Annotated in this window: 17 protein-coding genes; 12 read left to right on the top strand and 5 right to left on the bottom strand. The window is 55.7% G+C overall.

Annotation, left to right across the window (positions count from 1 at the left end; translation table 11 throughout):
• Positions 1-19 precede the first annotated feature (19 nt).
• Positions 20-676, bottom strand: coding sequence for a GntR family transcriptional regulator (locus tag K529_RS18635; RefSeq protein ID WP_005610326.1), 657 nt, complete (start codon positions 674-676; stop codon positions 20-22).
• 135 nt (positions 677-811) lie between these two features.
• On the opposite strand from K529_RS18635, the gene dctP reads away from it, so the two are divergent.
• The 5 genes from dctP (at position 812) to K529_RS18610 (ending at position 6,521) form a co-directional block, all read left to right on the top strand.
• Positions 812-1,798: a TRAP transporter substrate-binding protein DctP gene (dctP, locus tag K529_RS18630; protein ID WP_005610324.1), complete on the top strand. Its 987-nt coding sequence runs from the start codon at positions 812-814 to the stop codon at positions 1,796-1,798.
• A gap of 85 nt (positions 1,799-1,883) precedes the next feature.
• Positions 1,884-2,432, top strand: coding sequence for a TRAP transporter small permease (locus K529_RS18625; RefSeq protein ID WP_005610322.1), 549 nt, complete (start codon positions 1,884-1,886; stop codon positions 2,430-2,432).
• Entirely contained in the window at positions 2,432-3,748 is a 1,317-nt protein-coding gene (locus K529_RS18620; RefSeq protein ID WP_005610319.1) for a TRAP transporter large permease, read from the top strand. The genes K529_RS18625 and K529_RS18620 overlap by 1 nt, the downstream gene beginning before the upstream one ends.
• A complete protein-coding gene (locus K529_RS18615) occupies positions 3,745-4,992 on the top strand; it encodes a malonyl-CoA decarboxylase (RefSeq protein WP_005610316.1) in 1,248 nt (415 codons plus the stop codon). Before K529_RS18620 ends, K529_RS18615 begins: the two co-directional genes overlap by 4 nt.
• A 14-nt stretch (positions 4,993-5,006) precedes the next feature.
• Positions 5,007-6,521, top strand: a complete 1,515-nt coding sequence (locus K529_RS18610; protein WP_005610313.1) for a malonate--CoA ligase — start codon at positions 5,007-5,009, stop codon at positions 6,519-6,521.
• Between the two features lie 66 nt (positions 6,522-6,587).
• Here the strand turns inward: K529_RS18610 and K529_RS18605 are convergent, their stop codons facing one another.
• Positions 6,588-7,880, bottom strand: a complete 1,293-nt coding sequence (locus tag K529_RS18605; RefSeq protein WP_005610312.1) for a replication initiation protein — start codon at positions 7,878-7,880, stop codon at positions 6,588-6,590.
• Between the two features lie 682 nt (positions 7,881-8,562).
• Here K529_RS18605 and K529_RS18600 point away from each other — a divergent pair.
• Positions 8,563-9,933, top strand: coding sequence for an AAA family ATPase (locus K529_RS18600; protein ID WP_005610307.1), 1,371 nt, complete (start codon positions 8,563-8,565; stop codon positions 9,931-9,933).
• Position 9,934: 1 nt separating this feature from the next.
• Complete coding sequence (locus K529_RS18595; protein WP_005610304.1) at positions 9,935-11,026, top strand: ParB/RepB/Spo0J family partition protein; 1,092 nt, start codon at positions 9,935-9,937, stop codon at positions 11,024-11,026.
• On the opposite strand, the gene K529_RS18590 is transcribed toward K529_RS18595, so the two are convergent.
• The gene (locus K529_RS18590) at positions 11,023-11,937 is read right to left on the bottom strand and encodes a site-specific integrase (protein ID WP_005610302.1); all 915 of its coding nucleotides are present in this window, start codon (positions 11,935-11,937) and stop codon (positions 11,023-11,025) included. The genes K529_RS18595 and K529_RS18590 overlap by 4 nt on opposite strands.
• 52 nt (positions 11,938-11,989) lie before the next feature.
• Here K529_RS18590 and K529_RS18585 point away from each other — a divergent pair, with 52 nt between their 5' ends.
• Positions 11,990-12,979, top strand: coding sequence for a DUF1403 family protein (locus tag K529_RS18585; RefSeq protein WP_005610299.1), 990 nt, complete (start codon positions 11,990-11,992; stop codon positions 12,977-12,979).
• Between the two features lie 2 nt (positions 12,980-12,981).
• The gene (gene scpB, locus K529_RS18580; RefSeq protein ID WP_005610295.1) at positions 12,982-13,578 is read left to right on the top strand and encodes an SMC-Scp complex subunit ScpB; all 597 of its coding nucleotides are present in this window, start codon (positions 12,982-12,984) and stop codon (positions 13,576-13,578) included.
• Between the two features lie 10 nt (positions 13,579-13,588).
• Here the strand turns inward: scpB and K529_RS18575 are convergent, their stop codons facing one another.
• Complete coding sequence (locus K529_RS18575) at positions 13,589-15,241, bottom strand: GMC family oxidoreductase (protein WP_005610293.1); 1,653 nt, start codon at positions 15,239-15,241, stop codon at positions 13,589-13,591.
• Positions 15,242-15,409: 168 nt separating this feature from the next.
• On the opposite strand from K529_RS18575, the gene K529_RS18570 reads away from it, so the two are divergent.
• On the top strand, positions 15,410-16,315 hold the full coding sequence (locus tag K529_RS18570) for a LysR family transcriptional regulator (RefSeq protein ID WP_005610292.1): 906 nt from the start codon (positions 15,410-15,412) through the stop codon (positions 16,313-16,315).
• A 9-nt stretch (positions 16,316-16,324) separates the two neighbouring features.
• Here K529_RS18570 and K529_RS18565 read toward each other — a convergent pair whose 3' ends face one another.
• Positions 16,325-17,233, bottom strand: a complete 909-nt coding sequence (locus K529_RS18565) for a LysR family transcriptional regulator (protein WP_227512288.1) — start codon at positions 17,231-17,233, stop codon at positions 16,325-16,327.
• Between the two features lie 113 nt (positions 17,234-17,346).
• Between K529_RS18565 and K529_RS18560 the strand changes: the two genes are divergently transcribed.
• Positions 17,347-17,850 (top strand): TRAP transporter small permease subunit, encoded by a 504-nt coding sequence (locus K529_RS18560; protein WP_005610289.1) that lies wholly within the window; start codon positions 17,347-17,349, stop codon positions 17,848-17,850.
• Positions 17,840-19,165: a TRAP transporter large permease gene (locus K529_RS18555; protein WP_005610287.1), complete on the top strand. Its 1,326-nt coding sequence runs from the start codon at positions 17,840-17,842 to the stop codon at positions 19,163-19,165. The genes K529_RS18560 and K529_RS18555 overlap by 11 nt, the downstream gene beginning before the upstream one ends.

Raw genomic sequence — 19,165 nt, 5'->3', positions numbered from 1 at the left:
TAGGTCGCGAAATTCACCACTACTCCGCAGCGTTTTTGAGGGTTGCCATCAACTGATGGAACTTCTCACCCTGCACCGCGACGTGATTGCGCAACGCATCTGTTGCGGCCTCCGCATCTCCTGCCTCCAGCGCACGTACAATCTGTTCATGTTCGGACATGGACTGCCCCATCCGCCCCCTGAACCGCAATTGCTGACGGCGAAACGGTTGCAGACGCTTGTGCAGTTTCGCAGCCTCCTGCGCGAGAAAGCTGTTGCCGGATTGCTGATAGATGATTCTGTGAAAGCGCTCGTTTTCAGAATAATAGGCATCCACATCGCGCGCAGCGACCGCCTGCTGGCAATGCTCGTTTGCATCACGCAGCTCTGCCAGCGCGGCATCGGAAATCCGCAGCGCCGCAAGCCGCCCGCAGACGGCCTCCAGCTCTGCCATGACCTCAAACATTTCCAACAGCTCAACAGGGCCAGGCTGGCGGACAAATGCACCACGTCGCGGGATGAGTTCCAGCAGTCCCGATAGTGCAAGACGTTGAAATGCCTCACGAAGCGGCGTGCGCGAGACACCAAATTGTTCCGCAAGCCGCACCTCATCCAAACGATCCCCATCGGCATAGGTGCCATCGAAGATCAGCTCTTCGAGTTGTTCGGCAATCGTATCGGCACGGCGTTTTTCCATACTTCAGATCATTATCACGCGCACTGTAAAATTCAAGCGAGCTATTCTTGTATACAATACTGTTGACTTAAAAAACATCGCGCGATTACCCTTACGACACCTTCGGCATGATCGGGGGAACCAAGGGAGGAAAACATGAACACATTTCTGAAGGCCGCTGTCGCGGGCCTCGCGCTTGTTGCAACCGGCAGTATGGCCAGTGCAACAGAGCTACGCCTGTCGCACCAATGGTCCAACAACGACATTCGCCATAAGGTCGCGCAAATGGTTGCGGATGAGGTGGCCGCCGCTGATGTCGACCTGAACATTAAGATCTTCGGCTCCAAATCGCTGTTCAAACCGCGCGAGCAGTATAAACCGCTGAGCCGAGGCCAGCTCGACATGACTGTCCTGCCGCTGTCTTACGCGGGTGGCCAGCAACCGGCCTATAACCTGACCTTGATGCCTGGTCTCGTGAAAAACCATGATCACGCAGCTCGCTTGTCGGCGTCGCCCTTTATGGAAGCGCTCGAAGAGAAGATGGCCGAAGACGACGTGATGGTGCTTGTTCACGGATATCTGGCGGGCGGTTTTGCCGGCAAAGACAAATGCATCACCGCCCCCGAGGACGTTCAGGGCTTGCAGACGCGGGCAGCGGGCAAATCTTTTGAACAGATGCTGGCTGGCGCGGGGGCCTCTATCGCCTCCATGGCCTCGTCCGAGATCTATAACGCGATGCAAACCGGCGTTTTGCAGGCTGCAAATACGTCGTCTTCGTCCTTCGTATCCTACCGGATCTACGAGCAGGTCAGTTGCTACACCCCTGCAGGCGATGTGGCGCTTTGGTTCATGTATCAACCGCTTTTGATCAACAAGAGCACCTTTGAAGGTCTGAGCGCAGAGCAACAAGCCGCCCTGCGCACCGCCTCCGAGAAAGCGCAGGCCTATTACCTCGAGGAAGCCAAAAAAGAAGATGCCGCCTCGGCCAAGGTGTTTGCCGATGCCGGTGTCGAAATTGCGCAGATGTCAGCCGAGGATTTCGATGCATGGCGCGAGTTGGCAAAAGAAACATCCTACAAGCAGTTCGTTGCAGAGGTGCCGGACGGGCAAAAGTTGCTCGATCTCGCGCTGTCAGTCGAGTGATCGGCACCGCATGACACCACACATCCCGGAGCGGCCGCGCGCCGCTCCTATTTTGTGACCCTCTCACTTGATACTGGAGGCGATAATGGCGGGCCATACTTCGGCAGCTGCAGCCCGAACGGGCAATAATCCCTTTCTCCGCTTTGTAGCGGCCCTGTCGACACTGGCGGGCTGGTGTTCGGCGGCGATGATCGTCGCATCCGTTGCGATCACGTGCCAGATGATTGTCATCCGCTTTGTGCTCAATGGCTCTACCATCTGGCAAACCGAGGCCGTGATCTATTTGATGATTGCGGCCACCCTTGTGGGGCTGCCTTACGTTCAACGCCTTAGGGGCCATGTGAACGTTGATCTTGTGCCACTGTCCCTGCCCCGCCGCGCGCGTTTTATTCTCGCGGTTATCACCTCGCTTCTGTCGATCACCATCATCGCGATCATGCTCTGGTATGGCTTTGAATACTGGCATTTCGCGATGGAGCGAGGCTGGCGGTCTGACACCGTTTGGGGCGTAAGACTCTGGATTCCTTACCTCTCTATCCCCGTTGGATTTGGCCTGCTGCTGCTGCAACTGGTTGCGGATTTCATCGCGCTGATGATTGGCGCGGACCGCCCCTTTGGATTGGAGGACGCTTGATGGATCCCCTACTGCTGGGCGGTATTGTCGCCGTTCTTACCATTCTTGTGCTGTTTTCCGGCGTTTCGGTGGCGATTGGTCTGCTGATCGTCTCCGCCGGGTTCTTGATCGTTTTTGATGGTCCGCGCTCGCTGGAGCTGATGCCAGAGATCCTGTTTGGCAAGCTCGACAATTTTGCGCTCCTGTCGATCCCGATGTTCATCATCATGGGCGCGTCGATTGCCTCAACCCGCGCAGGCGCCGACCTATATGAGGCGCTTGAGCGCTGGCTCACCCGTATTCCCGGCGGCTTGGTGGTTTCAAACCTCGGCGCTTGCGCGCTGTTTGCGGCGATGTCGGGATCTTCGCCAGCCACCTGTGCGGCGATTGGTAAAATGGGCATCCCCGAGATGCGCAAACGCGGCTACCCCGATGGTGTCGCTGCAGGCTCTATCGCTGCGGGGGGCACCCTTGGCATTCTCATTCCGCCATCCGTGACAATGATCGTCTACGGGATCGCCACTGAGACTTCGATTGGGCGTCTGTTCCTCGCTGGTGTTATTCCCGGCCTGCTGCTTGTCGGTCTCTTTATGGGGTGGTCGCTTTATTCCACATGGCGCTCTGGTGATGCAGCGCGTCTGGGTTCAGGCAGCTATACTTGGGCTGAGCGGTTTGAAATCCTGCCCCGCGTGCTGCCGTTCCTCGCGATCATTATCGGTGTGCTCTATGCGATGTATGGCGGAATCGCGACCCCCTCAGAAACGGCCGCTGTTGGCGCGCTCCTGTGTCTGGTGATCGCAATTGTGATCTACAAACTGTGGAATCCCCGTGATCTCTGGGTGGTTTTGCGCGACAGCACCAAAGAAAGCGTGATGATCCTTTTCATCATCGCGGCGGCGGGTGTGTTTTCCTACATGCTGTCATCGCTCTTTATCACGCAGTCGATCGCCGAATGGATTGGCACGCTGGAGGTCAATCGTTGGGTTCTGATGGGGGCGGTCAACGTGTTCCTGCTGATCGCTGGGTTTTTCCTGCCGCCCGTCGCCGTGATCCTGATGGCGGCACCGATCCTGCTGCCAATCATCACCACCGCCGGGTTTGATCCGATTTGGTTCGCGGTGGTACTGACGATCAATATGGAAATCGGCCTGATCTCTCCACCGGTCGGTCTGAACCTCTATGTAATCAACGGCATAGCGCCGGATATTTCGCTCAGAACAATCCTGCTGGGGTCCCTGCCCTTCGTGGCTTGCATGATTTTGGCCATCGTTCTGCTGTGTCTGTTTCCGGGACTGGCCACATGGCTACCCAATCTGGTGATGGGAGGTGCGATATGAGCATCCTTGCGGAACTGCTCTCGACGGTTTTTGAACGCCGACAACGGACGGGGCAATCTGCCCCATCCGATGGGCGCCCGCTGCAGGAATTGGCGGATGCATTGGTTGGATCTGCTGGTGAAACCTCTGGCCTGGCGCTGGCCGAGGAAATTCTGACGCGGTTTGAAACCGAAGACGATGATGGAAAGGTTGCGTTTTTCCGCCATCTTGCAACCGCGATGAACATCGCACCGGAAGACGTCCGGGCAACGCTGTCTACTTATGAAAAAGACCCCTCCAAAACCTCTTATCGCGCCTTCATGGCGGCGGCAGAACCCAAACGACAAGAGTTGATCCGCCGCCTTAATCGCCTGCCCAATGCAACCGGAATGTTAGTTCGGATGCGTGCAGACCTGTTGCGGCTGGGACGTGGAGAACCCGAACTCGAAGCGCTCGATATGGATTTTCGCCACTTGTTCCTCAGCTGGTTCAATCGTGGATTTCTGGTGCTACGCCCGATCAATTGGGAAAGCCCTGCGCATATCCTTGAAAAAATTATCGCCTATGAGGCCGTTCACGCCATCGACAGCTGGGATGACTTGCGCCGCAGACTGGAGCCTTCTGACCGGCGATGTTTTGCGTTCTTTCACCCTTCAATGCCGGACGAACCGCTGATTTTTGTCGAGGTCGCTCTAACCAATGGCGTGCCGGGGTCTGTGCAGATGTTGCTCAGCGAGGGGCGTTCTGCCATTCCTACCAGCGACGCTGACACCGCGACATTCTATTCAATCTCAAACTGTCAGGCTGGCCTCGCAAGCATTTCGTTTGGGAATTCGCTGATCAAGCAGGTAGCCTCTGATCTGGCGACCGAAGTCCCGTCACTTGCCACGTTTGTGACCCTCTCACCTATTCCCGGTCTGACCGGTTGGCTCCAATCCGAAGGGATCGCGTGGAAAGAGGCCGATGCCGAGAGATTGCGCAGATATGCTGCTGATTACCTGCTCAATGCCAAAAGGGGTGGCGGGCAACCTCTTGATCCTGTTGCAAGATTCCATCTCGGCAATGGTGCCATCGTGCACCGGGTACATGCTGATGCGGACACCTCCGACAAGGGCCGCGCGCAGTCGGCAGGCACCATGGTCAATTACCTTTACGATCTTGGAAAAATTGCTCAAAACCATGAACGTTTCGCGACCACGCAAGAGGTCGTCGCTTCCGCCGAGGTCAAATCCCTCGCGGCGACCGCCCGCAGCGTTCCAGCATAAGAAAGGCTCCGCCCATGGCTAACCCGTTGTATGATCGTCTTTTTGGCGCTCACTCCGGCAAGACGACACCCTTCCTGCATCTGCCTGACGGCCGGGTTCTGACGCATCAGGATTTTCTCGGGCGGATCGCGCAAATCGCGCATGTGCTGACCCAAAGAGGCCTGACACCCGGTGATCGTGTGGCAGCACAAGTCGAAAAGTCCCCTGAAGCGCTCGCACTTTATGGCGCATGTGTTCAGGCAGGCCTTATCTTTTTGCCTCTCAACACCGCCTATACCGCCGATGAGTTGTCGTATTTCATCGAAAACAGCGGGGCGTCCCTTGTCGTGTGCGACAGCAAGAGCAAAACCATGCTCGCGCCTATCGCCACGCAACTCAACGCAAGCCTGGAAACATTGAACGCGGACGGCACCGGGACGCTGACAGAGCAAGCGGATGCACAGCCTGCGCATTTTGAAACGGTTGTTCGCTCCGGCGATGATCTGGCGGCGTTTCTCTATACCTCCGGCACAACCGGACGTTCGAAGGGGGCGATGCTCACACAGAACAATCTGTTGTCGAACTCTGAAACTCTGGTTCAGGAATGGCGATTTACTGCGCGCGACGTGCTGCTACATGCGCTGCCGATTTTTCACACCCACGGGCTATTTGTCGCCAGTAATGTGACGCTACTGGCAGGCGGCGCGATGATCTTCCTGCCAAAGTTCGATCTGGACGCGGTTATTGAAACCTTGCCAAACGCAACCACCATGATGGGTGTGCCGACTTTCTACACCCGCCTGCTAGGAGATGATCGTTTTACTGGTGACCTCACCCGGCATATGCGTCTGTTTATTTCCGGCTCCGCGCCGCTGCTGGCAGAAACACATGTGCAATTTGAAAGCCGCACCGGGCACCGCATCCTTGAACGCTACGGCATGACCGAAACCAATATGAACACCTCTAATCCTTATGACGGCGAACGCCGCGCAGGCACCGTCGGCTTTCCACTGCCCGGTGTGGAACTGAAAATCACCGATCCTGCTAGTGGCAACACCCTGCCCCACGGCGATGTCGGCCAAATTGAGGTACGCGGTGCAAACGTCTTTAAAGGCTACTGGCAGATGCCGGAAAAGACAGCGGCAGAGTTGCGTCAGGACGGCTTTTTCATCACCGGCGACCTGGGCAAGATCGACGAGGATGGCTACGTCCACATTGTAGGCCGTAACAAAGACCTGATTATCTCGGGTGGCTACAACATCTACCCCAAGGAAATCGAACTGCTGCTGGATGATCAACCCGGGGTTTTGGAAAGCGCCGTTATCGGTGTGGCACACCCAGACTTTGGCGAAACCGTCCTTGGCGTGATTGTCCCCGCCCCCGATGAAACGCCTGACATCGAAGCCATAATGCTGGCCGTACAAAATCAGCTTGCGCGTTTCAAACATCCGCGCAAGTTGATTTTGATTGATGAGCTGCCACGCAACACGATGGGCAAAGTTCAAAAGAACATTTTGCGTGACGCCTACAAAGACATGTTCACCGGCTAAGGCTGCGCCTTCACTCTCCCCTACTGCGCAGGTGGCACCAACTCGGGTCACCTGCTTTTTTCGTCCCTACCCAACCTCTTCGACAAAGGCATCGGGCTCCAGTTCCTGCCAGAACGAAATGATTGCGGCTGCATTCAAGGCAGAACGCCAACTGTGCTGGCGAAAATGCTCGCGATCCAAATCGCTTTCGAGACGTGATAGGAACAATCGCTTGTCCGCATCGCGTTGCGTGGGGTTTCGCCGCGAAACCAGCGTTTCAACGATATCGAGATATCTCGCGCGTTCGCGCCGCTCAGCCGCACGAGCTTTAAATGCTGCGTCCTCGGCCGCTTTTTCAGCCTCTTGTATGCTGCGCTGCGCATCAAGTTTGGCCTGTGTCTCCGGGTCGACCGGCTTGCGTGGCGAAGCTTTGCTTCCTTCTGCAGCGCTATAATCCCCCATGATGGCCGCACGGAGGTAACCGACACTGGATTTCACCTCCCCCTGCCCTGCGACATAGTCCAGCTTTTCTTGAACATAGTCTTGTCCGTGTTCCGTAATCCACTGCCGTGCCAGACGATCAGACACGCCCTGCCCGCGCAGCGCTTTATAAACCGAAAGATTGCGCAACCCGTCACTGTCATCGATCTGGAACATCGCCATCTGCGGGTTCTCTTTAATGAGAAAGCGGATATCGCTCACCGCGCGACCCTTTTTGCGCGTTTGCGGCTCGATTATAATGTCAGAGCTTTTGTTCACCTCGGCCACTGCCGGTTTGATGATCTTTGCGTTCAGATGTTTGAAACTCTCATAATAGGCGGAACCGTCAACGCCCATCAGCTTGCGGAAAATATCGAGGCTCCACCATCCAGTGGAACCCGTCCGCACAAAACGATAGCAGTTTTCATAGAGCGCTAGCCCGTGGCCAGACGTAAAGTTGCGTTGGATCTTTACATTGATCAGCGCGTAGATCTTAGGATCATGAAGTTTCTGCGCCAAAGCAGGAGAATAGGCGTATTCGCACACTCCGTTTTTTAACTTGGCGAAACTCAGCAGTGCAGACACGCCCCACTCCTGATGACCCTGCTCATCTAACATGTCCCACTCTGCAACCGTTTCCGCGAGCGCGCGGAGACTGGCGCGAAGGCTATCCACATCATTGGAGTTGTATCCCACCATCATCGCAAGAGTGCGCGCATCAATCGTGTGACTGCGGGCTGAGGTCAGCGTGTCATAGGCATTCAGCAGCAACACGTTTGAAAGCTTGCGTTGCAACAGAGTGAGTTTGCCGCTGATATGAATCGCGGCAACATTCTTCTTCACTGTTTCCCGCGTCAGAGCACCAGTCAGCCGGTCCTCATCAAAGCCATGCTCTACCATGGAATCATCTGCCTCTTTTTTTGTAGTAGACTGCCACAAAAGGAACCCGCACGGCAATCTCTCATGGGTTCCTTAGAGGTGACATGCAGAATCGGTCTTGTCGGCGTCGACCACATCTGAAAGGTACCCATCAACGGGACCAGATTCGCTCAAGTGCGCTGAGAATCGAATCACCCGCTCTCCCCCAATAGCCGTCAGACTCACAGAGTGCGCCGCTCATAGCAGGCTCTAATCCGCGCCTTAGGGTCTAATTTCGCCCTGATAGAGCCTCACAAAGCGGTACAAACGGTCTACACATCGTTCCTGCAGAGAGATCTGCTATCCTGAGAATCGGAACCTTTAAACCTGCGTTCTGGACCCTTTCCTCCCGTAGCTGGGTACCTTTGAACCTGTAGTTGGATACCTTTAGTCCCGCATTCGGGTCCCCAATAGCATTTAATCTATTGTTTTAATTACACAATATGGGCGTAAAGATTCTAAATTCCTTAAACATCTAAACGCTTTGTCGTTCCTGATTTTCTGGATTTTCGAGCTAATTACAGCGGTTTCGTCACGAAACCGGTAAAGGTACCCAGAAAAATGAACCCAAAGAGCCCTGACGGGCTATGCATCTCCAAAGATGTTCTCTATTCTCCCAGATATAACAACAATCCACATACATTCATCGAGATCGAGCAAACTCATGAGCACCCCTCCACTGCCTCCATATTTCAATCTGGACCCAGAGAAGGCCGCAGGAAAGCTGCCCAATCCAATCCAAACAACACGCTTTGCAAAAGCTGCCGCGTTGTGTGGCAAGGGGCGTGAAGATCTGGCACGGCGTGGCTACGCTCCTGATGGAGAGAAGCGGCTGCGTAAATTCTCCATATGGGAAATTACCCGCTATCTGATCCCCGTCGCGCCTCAGCATCTTCGCCGGGTCCTCAAAGCAAACCCGGATCTTCCGCAAGGCGAAGGCGATGGCGGTTCCAAGTGGTTCACACTCGAGGAGGTGCTTGCGCTTCGCCAGCATTTCGCAAGCGAAGGTATCTCAACCAAGGAATACCTGCCCTACCGCCCCAAAGGCCTGCCAGCAAAGGTCACGGCTGTTGCCAATTTCAAAGGCGGGGTTGGAAAGACGTCTACAGCGGCTCATCTTGCAATGTCTGCGGCCCTTGATGGCTACAAAGTATTGGTTATCGATCTAGACAGCCAAGGCTCGATGACCTCGATCCTCGGTGGTCAGATTGAGGACGAGTGGTCTACCGTTTTCCCTCTAATCGCAAAAGACTACGCCAAAGCAATGGTCGAGGAGAACGCGGTTCGTGCGGCTGCGGGGGAGCCTGAATTGCCGCTTGATGAGACCTTGAATGAAGCACTTACGGTTTCGCCGCGAAACGTCATCCAGAAAACCCATTGGCCTAATATCGACCTGATTGGCGCCCAGTTGAACCTCTACTGGGCTGAGTTTCAGATCCCGGTTTGGCGAATGGGTCTCAGAAGTTGGCCCTTGTGGGATGCGCTGAACAATTTCCTACAGGACGAAGGCATTCTGGACGACTATGACATCGTCTTCCTCGATACGCCTCCCGCACTTGGGTACCTCACGATTAATGCACTCGCTGCCGCCGATATTCTGTTGGTCCCGCTTGGCGCATCGTTTCTTGAGTTTGACTCCACCGGGCGTTTCTTTGACATGCTCTATTCTACCTTTGCCTCCATTGAAGAAGGCGAGAATGTCGCACAAAGGGCGGCAGGGTTGCCGGAGATAAAATTTGAATGGGACGTGGTACGCGCGCTGATCACACGGTTCGACGCTAGCCAGCAGACCGATATGGCCAACGTGATCCAAGCCTATTTCGGGGATTTCATGAACGCATATCGCCAGGATGTCACGGCTCTTGTGGGGCAGGCAGGTGAGCAGGTGAACGGCATCTATGAGGCGGACTACCGTGACTTTAACCGCGACACCTATGTGCGTGGTCGCGAAACATTTGACCGAACGTATGCCGAGTTCAAGGAGCTGCTCATCGGTAGCTGGTGGCGAGACACCCAGATGGAAGGGGCAGAGTAAAATGGCGAAACGTAGACGACTAACTGCACCGGACGTTGCTGAAATCGAAGCCTTGGATGAGGGTTTCGCGGCGAAACCGAGTGTGAACCCGTTCGAAACCGGCCAAAAAAGCGCGCCTCCGATCGCGAAAGTCTCAGCTGAAACTGCAAAACTTCGTGGTATGGCGGCGGTCACGGACCGCGTGGAACTTGCTCGCGACAAAGCAGATGCAGGCAGATGGCGCGATGCCGAAGAAGCGGGGCAGGCCGTGCGCTATATCCCGCTATCCGAGATCGACCGCGACTATCTGCGCCGCGATCGAATGCAGGTCGATGAGGGGGAGTTGCAAGAGCTCATCACCTCCATCAAGACTAACGGCCTGCGCAGCCCGGTTGAAGTGGTCGCTCTGGATGAAGGCGGTTACGGGCTTGTTTCTGGTTTTCGCCGACTTGAGGCTTTTGCAAGGCTGAACCTCAATCGCGATGGTTTTGCTGAAATTCCAGCATTCTTGCGGCAGGGCACAGATAGCGCTGCGGCCTATGTCTCGATGATCGAAGAGAACGAGCTGCGCGCCAATCTCACACCGTATGAGCGTGGTCGGATTGCAGTTCTGGTCGCGGGGCAGGGCGTTTTTGCTTCTGTCGAAGATGCGGTTGATACGCTTTTTGCAGCGGCGTCCAAAGCGAAACGATCAAAAGTTCGCAGTTTCGCGGCGGTTCATGAAGGACTTGGTGACCTCCTCCGCTACCCCAATGCGATGTCCGAGAAAGCGGGTTTGAAAATCGCCGCGGCACTTCGATCCGGTGGTCAGGCAACTTTGCGCAAAGCGCTTGGTTCAGCGCAGCCAGATAGCGAGCGGGACGAATGGCGCGTGGTTGAAACGGCGCTTGCTGAATTTGAGGCGACGCCCAAAGATACCTCACGTGGAGGGCGACCGCGCCAGGTCACCCGCATTAAGGCAAGACCTCTGGCATCCGGAGGAGATCTGTCGGCAGAGGTCTCGCCCAAGGGCGTGCGGATCGATCTGAAGGGTGCAAATTTGGCTGAACAGGATGTCGAAAGACTTCTGGAGGTGATTGAAGAACATCTGATGTCGAAAGTGTCGAATTCCTAAAATCCTGCAGCTTTGGTCAGGTTCACCTCGATCTGGTTGCCAGAAGATTGGTCAACAGAGACGGATAGACCTTTTTTCAATGAATGGCCGGAGAAGAGTGCGAGGCGTTCTTTCTCCGGCAGTTCTGCGCGAATGCCGGCTTTGAGGATCGTACTTTTTACAAGACGGGGGATATGTCGATCGTTCAAGCGCGTGCTCAATGCACGCTTGTCATCTCTCGACGTCCGCACAAACGCAGGCCCGGAGCGGATCTTGGCAAAATGTAGCCATTTGGTGAGTGTATAGACCGGGCATGTTAAATCTGTATTTCCGCAGGCGATCTGGACTTTACGCCAGCCGGTCTTTGATCTGATCGTCAGGAGAATGCCCTCCGAGTGTAGTTCGATCCAGCCGGTTCCGCCCTCCGTGTCGTACTGATGCAAGTCGAGCCCGATGAGATCGCTGCGGCCTAAGCCACCAATATAGCCCGTCAGCAATATGGCACGGTCTCGCAGCCCACGCAGATCAAAAGGAAGAGTGGCGACCATCGCGCGTATCTCTTGGGGAGTGATGGCATCCTTTATCACCGTAGCGCACTGTTCGTTGGTGGTGATTTCGGACAGGGCGTCCGCGATCAAAGGCGAGTTACGATCTAGGCGAAAACCTCGCTGGTGGTAGTTCCAAACGAGACCCGCAAGGCGACGTCGAACGCTGGCACTGGACAAACCAGACGATGCCGAAATCTCCGTTAGGTAGCGCGCGATGTGATCAGGAGTTGCGGAGAGGGGGGGGATGCCCTGCATCCGGCACCACTGCATATAAAGAGCCCAATCGGTTGCATAGGCTTTGCGCGTATTCTCAGAGAGATCTTGTGAAAATTCAGAGGTCGAGGGCTCTTCGTTGTTGAGCTGAGAGTGGCTTTTGGGGGGCATTTCACTGACCTCGATCGCTAATGCGGCTTTTACGTGATGAGTTTGCCATTTTATGTCCGATAATCAAATATTATTGGACGTAATTGAATATGACAATGCGCGGCGGTTTTCTTATCAATTATTGCGTGAAAGCGCCGTTGCGGGCTATGCTCTAGCGATGAACACCCTCGGCAGAGAATCTGATCCACACTTTAAGAGTTTACCTTTGTTGCCGTCTTGGGTCACTTCGACACGCGCCGAAGCCACTGAATATGTGGCGTTTTTGTCCGGTGCGGCCTTGTCACATCTGCATCTGGTGTTGGCAGATAATACTGTCCCCAAAACCTTGATACGGGACCGGCTGGCCCTGCGCGCAGCGGAGGTTACGGTTGGCTTCTCGGGGCGCAGCGAAACGATGAGCGACTTGCGGGACGCGCTCCATTTTCTGAGTCCGGGTGACTTGCCCGGACCAGCAGGAGAGATTTACCAGCTATGGCGACGATCCGTGCAGCGCCCCATTCACCCGAGTTCATTCGGTGCGCAACATAGCATCTTTTCTGACGAGCAAATCGCAGTCTGGTTCACCCAGTCGGATGTTTCGCCCATTGAACGTGCTGCGAATGTGTTGGAGCAGTGTTTGGATATCGCCCCGGCAAATGAAGCCTCTGCATTGATACTTGCTGAGGCGGTGCTTGCAAAAACCCTGGGCTGGGAGCGTATCACCCCCGTGTTTACGCTTGGCCTCAAACACAGCGATCTTCGTGCACGCGGCGAGCGCCTCGTGTTGGCCTGCCATCACGCACTTCGACGTGCAATAATTGAAATATTACGCCATGTTTCTGACGGCACGCGCAACACAATCCGCGTATCTGCGATTGTACCAAAGCTTCGGGCAAAAGGGGCGAAAGAAGCGGTGCAGATCTTTCTGACACAGGAAGCAGTTGCGCCGTCAGCGCTGCCGATGCCAGATCGTGCTGCGCGACGATTGTGCGACCGATTGGTCAATCTTGGCGTTGTGCGTGAGCTGACCGGGCGCGATAGTTTTCGCCTCTATGGGATCTGATCATGCGTAAGCCCCACACAGACCGCCCGCTGGATCGAGAGCTGTCTGATGCGCCGCAGGAGGAACGCTGGCGGGAATGGCTGCGCCGGATTGAGGCAGTGTTGTTTGCCAGTGCAACTCCGGTCTCAAGAGAGGATCTTTCGCGGGTGGTGGGGCAGGGGGTGTCAGTGGAACTGCTCATTGACGACCTCTCTGCGGATCTTGAGGGGCGCTCGTTCGAGATCGCCCGCATCCCCGACGGTTGGATTTTGCGCACCCGCGCGATCTATGCGCCCGCCATACGGGAAGCCGCAAATGTGAGCCATCAACTGCTTGATCTCAATGAGTTCGACGTGGCTGTGCTGGCAGCGGTCGCTTATCACCAGCCGGTGACACGGGATGGGTTGAAGGATATTTTTGGCAAAGAAATCAGCCGTGATTTAATCGGGCGCCTACATGATCGCGGGCTGATCGGTACGGGGCCGCGTGCTCCGCGGCGCGGTGCGCCTCATACCTTCGTTACGACCGATCAGTTCCTCGTCGCGTTTGATCTGGAAACACTGCAGGATCTCCCGGATCGCGAGAGGCTGGAAGACGCAGGATTGTCGAACGTGCAGTGATCGCGCCGCGCTAGGTTCCGGCCAGTATCCAACGTGCCGCTTTTTCGGCGATCATGAGGGTTGGCGCATTGGTGTTGCCGCTGGTGATATTCGGCATAACACTGGCATCCACAACCCGCAGGTTCGCCACACCTTTTAGACGAAGATGTGAATCCAACACGGCAGTCGGGTCGTCATCGTGCCCCATTTTTACCGTGCCAACAGGGTGGAAAATCGTGGAGGCGATATCGCCTGCAAGTTTGGCGAGGTCATCGTCACTTTGATATTGCACACCGGGTTTAAATTCTTCGGGCTCGTAAGGTTTCATCGCGGCTTGCCCCATGATGTCACGCACCTGACGCAGGCTGTCAGCCGCGACTTTGCGGTCCTCGCCGGTGGCCAGATAGTTGGGCGAGATCATGGGGGCGTCGCGGTATCTGGCCGAGCGGATTTGGATTGTTCCCCGGCTGGTGGGGTTCAGGTTGCAAACGCTCACGGTCATCGCAGGGAAACTGTGCAGTGGCTCACCAAAGGCATCCAGGCTCAGCGGTTGCACGTGATATTCTAGATTGGCGTGGCTGCGGTTTGGATCGGACCGGGTAAACGCCCCCAATTGGCTTGGTGCCATGCTCATCGGACCGGATCGCTTGAACAGATACTCCGCGCCAATCAGCGCTTTGCCGAACAGATTACTGGCCAGCGTGTTCAAAGTGCGCGTTCCATTGACCTTAAAGACGGCGCGAATTTGCAGGTGGTCCTGAAGACTCTCACCGACTGGCGCGTCACGCAGGACGTCAATGCCATGCTGTTTTAACAAGGTCGCAGGCCCGATGCCCGACAGTTGCAGGATCTGAGGCGAGTTCACAGCCCCCGCCGACAAGATCGTCTCACGCCGGGCGGTCACTATGCGCGATTGACCCTTGTGATTGACCCGCGCGCCGGTGCACCGCACCGCGCCGTCCACGGTCTCAAAGGTGAGCTTTTCGACCTGAGCTTGGGTCCAGATCGTCAGGTTCTGGCGTGTTTTGGCGGGCCTCAGAAAGGCTTTGGATGTGTTCCATCGCCAGCCCGAGCGTTGATTGACGTCAAAATACGCAACACCTGCGTTATCACCACTGTTGAAATCCTCGGTTCTTTCGATCCCAGCCTGCGTTGCAGCTTCGGCAAAGCTGTCCAGAACATCCCAGCGCAAACGCTGTTTTTCGACGCGCCACTCGCCGCCGTGCCCATGCATATCGGAAAACCGGCTGTTGTCTCCGGTTACCGGGTTGGCACCCTGATCCAGCTTGTAGTGATCTTCGTGCGCTTTGAAATCCCGGAGAGAGTTATCCCAGTTCCAGTCAGACTCCCCGGTGAGCTGCGCCCAATTGTCGTAATCACGGGCCTGTCCACGCATGTAGATCATGCCGTTGATCGAGGAACAGCCACCCAGAGTTTTACCACGCGGATACCGCAATACGCGACCGTTCAATCCTTTGTCGGCCTCGGTGCTATAGAGCCAATCGGTACGTGGATTGCCGATGCAATAAAGATACCCAACCGGGACGTGGATCCAAGGATAGGTGTCGGCTTTGCCCGCTTCGAGCAAGAGCACCCGATTGCTTGGCTCGGCGCTTAGTCGATTTGCAAGGAGACACCCTGCTGATCCACCTCCAATTACGATGAAATCAAACTCTGTCCCCATGTCCGACACTGCGCGACCTCCTTCTGTGTTTGATGGCAGCGCAGAAACAAACGGTGTTGTTTATGATACGCACGGGCTCTTTCGGGCGCTGCAACGCTGTGAAGGTTAGAAAACTGGTTGTCTCATTTCCAATGACAAATTTTTCGCAGTGATATTAAAACTGGTAATATGGAGCGATTTTCAAACCCCAATAGCATTCTGGCCTTTGTCACAGTGGCACGCGAGGGATCGGTGTCGCGTGCGGCGGAGATATTGAACCTAACCCAGCCCGCAGTGAGCCATCAGATCCGGCGGTTAAGCGAAGACATCGGGATCACGCTGTTCACGCGCACGTCTCGTGGATTGGATCTCACAGCAGATGCAAAGTCGCTGCTGCCAAAAGCCGAACAGGTTCTGGATGCAATGACGGATTTTCGCCGCTGTGCCAGTCTGCAATGCGGTCAGGTGAACGGTACGCTGCGCCTCGGCACAATCATTGATCCGGAGTTTATTCGATTGGGACGTCTCCTGAGCCAATTGGGCGCAGCGCATCCCAACATCACGACCGAGCTGGTGCATGGCGTCAGCGGTGAGATCCTTGAAAAAATTCAGCGGCGGCAAGTGGATGCAGGTTTTTATCTCGCTGCGCCAGATCAGTTTGACGAGTTGCCATCAGAGCAGGCGCTTTACACGCTAAAGCTTGCGGATTTTGCCTACCGGATCATCGCCCCGCCCGGATGGGAAGGGCGTGTGACGGGGGCCGGATGGACAGACCTGGCGGGTCTGCCTTGGATTGGGACGCCGGAGGTTTCCGTACATAACCGGCTGCTGCGCCGGATCTTTGCCGCGCACGAATGTCAGCAAAACATCGTGGCTCTGGTCGATCACGAGGCTTCGATGCTCGAGATGGTGCGGTCAGGCGTTGGCCTCAGCCTGTGTCGGGAGTCGATCGCCCTTCATCAAAGGCAATCCTTTGGTTTGGTGGTTTGCGAAGAGTTGAGTGTACCGGCTTCCCTTGGCATCCTGACGCTACAAGAGCGACAGAATGATCCGGTGGTTGCGGCGCTCTTCAACCAGCTTAGCGCTGTCTGGTAGGTCAGGCCCTCAGGTCTCTGGAACCAGTAGTTCTGTACGCCTAGCGCGCGCTGCTTTTTGCAAAAACTCGGACACCGCGCGGACGCGGGCAAGGTCTTCGGTGGCCTGATGACCCACGATCCAGACTGTGCGTTTGAGCAGGTATTCGTTGGTCAGGACAGGAACAAGGCTTGGGTCATTCAACGCCATGAATCGCGGCAGGATACCAATTCCGGAGCCTGCACGAATGGCTTCTTTCTGGGCGGCCATGGAACTGGACGCAAAACGAACCGTTCGCCTTAAGCCTAACTCTTCCAGATATCGTACTTCTGGCGAAAACAACATGTCAGCGATGTAGCCCACCAATCGGTGATCTTTCAGTTCATCCAACGTCTGCGGTACGCCATGTTCGGAAACATAGTCGGCGGAGCCGAAAAAATGCAGGTGGTAGTCACCGAGCTTGCGCGCAAGAAGGCGACCGCTTTCCGGTAACGACAGGCTCAGCGCGAGGTGAACTTCTTTGGAGGCGACTCGAAAGGCGCGCGAACTGGAGACAACCTCGATATCGACGCCGGGGTGATCCTTTTGAAACTGGGTGAGAATGGATGGCAGAAAATAGGTGCCCAGACCATCAGGTGCCCCCACCCGAACGCTGCCCGAAAGCCGTTTGTTCTGTCCTGAAACCGCCTCGTGCAGTTGTTCGCTGGCTTGTTCGATCTCCAGCGCGAAGGGGAGGATTTTCTCTCCGGCTGCGGTCAGCTCAAACCCATCTGCGCGCCGCAGGAACAAACTGGTGCCAATCGCCTTTTCCAAGGCCCTGACTCGGCGAGAAATCGTGGTCTGGTCGATGCCGAGCAGCTTGCCCGCATCGGTCATCCGGCGCATCCGATGCAGCGCGATAAACACCTTTAAGTCGTTCCAGTCAAAATGATTCTGCATTTTTGCAGTTTTGGTATGCATTTGTATCCATGTCAAACGCCAACACATTGCATATTTTGGCGCCAAAGGTTCGCGGGCCGCTCCGCAAGAACTTTCCCAAGGGAGGAATTGCAATGGTTCTGATCCGTCTCATCGACGGGCTGAACGAGATTGTCGGCAAGGCAGTCTCTTATGTCGCCGTTATTTTTGCAGGGATGATCATCTACGACGTGGTCATGCGATATGGCTTCAACGCGCCTACGCTCTGGGCGTTTGATCTCACTAAGATGTTCTTTGGCTTCTACTTTGTGTTGCTCGGCGGCTATGCCCTGCGGCATCAAGCCCATGTCAAAGTTGATCTGGTAACAGAGAATTTGCCTTCACGTCCGCGCCAGATCGTAGAAGTGCTCGGATATTTGATCTTCTTCTTCCCGTTCTGCTGGGTTTTTGTGACCAAGAGCTGGGAATTCGCGCTGCGCTCTTATGCGCAGGGTGAGACCACCTATGGCGCGGTTCAGATTCCGGTGTACCCGGTGAAAATCGCTATGGCGGTCGCGGCGTGCCTCTTGGCAATCCAAGGCGTCTCCGAAGTTTTGAAACTCATCTTTAAGCAGTCGGAGCAGCGCCATGTCGGGTGAAGTCATTGGTTTGATCATGGCCGGCCTGCTGCTCGCAGGCCTCTTTATGGGCCATCCGTTGGCAATGGTTCTGGGGGGAACAGCCGTATTGGGCGCGATCATCGCGGGCAAACCAATGGTGCTGGGGATCGTGATCAACCGCATCTACGGCGAGGTGCTGGACAACTATATCCTGATCGCCATCCCGCTCTTTGTGTTGATGGCGCGTTTCCTGTCCGACTCGGGCGTGACGGACCGAATGTTTGAAACCCTGCGGCTGTTGATGTCGCGGGTCACGGGCGGGCTTGGTCTTGCGGTGGTGTTCATTTCGATCCTGCTTGCGGCGACCACAGGTATCATTGGCGCATCGATCACTGTGATGGGTGTGATGGCGCTGAGGCCAATGCTGCAATATGGCTATTCCAAGCGGCTGACGACGGGCGTGATTGCGGCTTCTGGCTGTCTTGGCATTCTGATCCCCCCCTCTATCATGCTCATTTTGATGGCGTCGAACTCCTCTCTTTCCGTCGGAGAACTGTTTGCGGGCTCCATGGTGCCGGGCGTTATTCTCGGCATGCTTTATGCAGGATATGTGGCACTTGTTGCGCTGTTTCGTCCTGATCTGGCCCCTTCGGTTCCGGTTGAGGACAAAGTCTCGCGCGGCACACTTCTGAAGATGTTGGTGATGGAGGCCCTGCCGCCGCTGGTGCTGATTTTCGGCATTCTTGGCACGATGCTTGCGGGGATCGCCACTGCAACAGAAGCCTCTGCAATCGGTGCGGCATTGGCGCTGGGTATCGTGATTTTCCGTGGCCGGTTTGAGTGGGGAACATTCCGTTCTGCGCTTCATGAAACGGCGCGCACCTCGGCGATGATCTTGTTCATTGTTGTCGGTGCGACGGCCTTTACCGGGGTGTTTAACATCACCGGCGGGTTGCGGGCTGCGCAGGAATTGATGCGCGGTCTGGACATGGAGCCATGGATGCTCATTGCGGTGATGATGTTCATCGTCTTTGCGCTTGGCATGTTCCTTGATTGGACCGGGATTGTCTTGCTGTCCTTCCCGATCTTTTTGCCAATCGTGCAGGAAATGGGCGTCAGCGAATTGTGGTTCGTGGTGCTGACCGCTGTGGTGCTGCAAACCTCGTTCCTGTCGCCGCCATTTGGATATGCGCTGTTCTATCTGCGGGCGCTGGCTCCGCCGGAGGTGCGCACATCCGACATCATTATCGGCGTGCTGCCCTTCATCGGGCTGATCCTGATGATGGCCATCGCCATCGCCGTCTTTCCGGAACTGGTCACATGGCTGCCGGAAACCCTTTACCAAACGAAATGA

Source organism: Tritonibacter mobilis F1926, from assembly GCF_000376545.2.
GTDB classification, from domain to species: Bacteria; Pseudomonadota; Alphaproteobacteria; order Rhodobacterales; family Rhodobacteraceae; genus Epibacterium; species Epibacterium mobile.
The sequence above is the reverse complement of the archived record's forward strand: the minus strand, read 5'-3'. Positions and strand labels throughout refer to the sequence as shown.

Bases quoted from the DNA above. Each gene is read 5' to 3' on its own strand.
- K529_RS18635 (WP_005610326.1), bottom strand. From the start codon at position 676: ATGGAAAAACGCCGTGCCGATACGATTGCCGAACAACTCGAAGAGCTG.
- dctP (WP_005610324.1), top strand. From the start codon at position 812: ATGAACACATTTCTGAAGGCCGCTGTCGCGGGCCTCGCGCTTGTTGCA.
- K529_RS18625 (WP_005610322.1), top strand. From the start codon at position 1,884: ATGGCGGGCCATACTTCGGCAGCTGCAGCCCGAACGGGCAATAATCCC.
- K529_RS18620 (WP_005610319.1), top strand. From the start codon at position 2,432: ATGGATCCCCTACTGCTGGGCGGTATTGTCGCCGTTCTTACCATTCTT.
- K529_RS18615 (WP_005610316.1), top strand. From the start codon at position 3,745: ATGAGCATCCTTGCGGAACTGCTCTCGACGGTTTTTGAACGCCGACAA.
- K529_RS18610 (WP_005610313.1), top strand. From the start codon at position 5,007: ATGGCTAACCCGTTGTATGATCGTCTTTTTGGCGCTCACTCCGGCAAG.
- K529_RS18605 (WP_005610312.1), bottom strand. From the start codon at position 7,880: ATGGTAGAGCATGGCTTTGATGAGGACCGGCTGACTGGTGCTCTGACG.
- K529_RS18600 (WP_005610307.1), top strand. From the start codon at position 8,563: ATGAGCACCCCTCCACTGCCTCCATATTTCAATCTGGACCCAGAGAAG.
- K529_RS18595 (WP_005610304.1), top strand. From the start codon at position 9,935: ATGGCGAAACGTAGACGACTAACTGCACCGGACGTTGCTGAAATCGAA.
- K529_RS18590 (WP_005610302.1), bottom strand. From the start codon at position 11,937: ATGCCCCCCAAAAGCCACTCTCAGCTCAACAACGAAGAGCCCTCGACC.
- K529_RS18585 (WP_005610299.1), top strand. From the start codon at position 11,990: ATGTCCGATAATCAAATATTATTGGACGTAATTGAATATGACAATGCG.
- scpB (WP_005610295.1), top strand. From the start codon at position 12,982: ATGCGTAAGCCCCACACAGACCGCCCGCTGGATCGAGAGCTGTCTGAT.
- K529_RS18575 (WP_005610293.1), bottom strand. From the start codon at position 15,241: ATGGGGACAGAGTTTGATTTCATCGTAATTGGAGGTGGATCAGCAGGG.
- K529_RS18570 (WP_005610292.1), top strand. From the start codon at position 15,410: ATGGAGCGATTTTCAAACCCCAATAGCATTCTGGCCTTTGTCACAGTG.
- K529_RS18565 (WP_227512288.1), bottom strand. From the start codon at position 17,233: ATGCAGAATCATTTTGACTGGAACGACTTAAAGGTGTTTATCGCGCTG.
- K529_RS18560 (WP_005610289.1), top strand. From the start codon at position 17,347: ATGGTTCTGATCCGTCTCATCGACGGGCTGAACGAGATTGTCGGCAAG.
- K529_RS18555 (WP_005610287.1), top strand. From the start codon at position 17,840: ATGTCGGGTGAAGTCATTGGTTTGATCATGGCCGGCCTGCTGCTCGCA.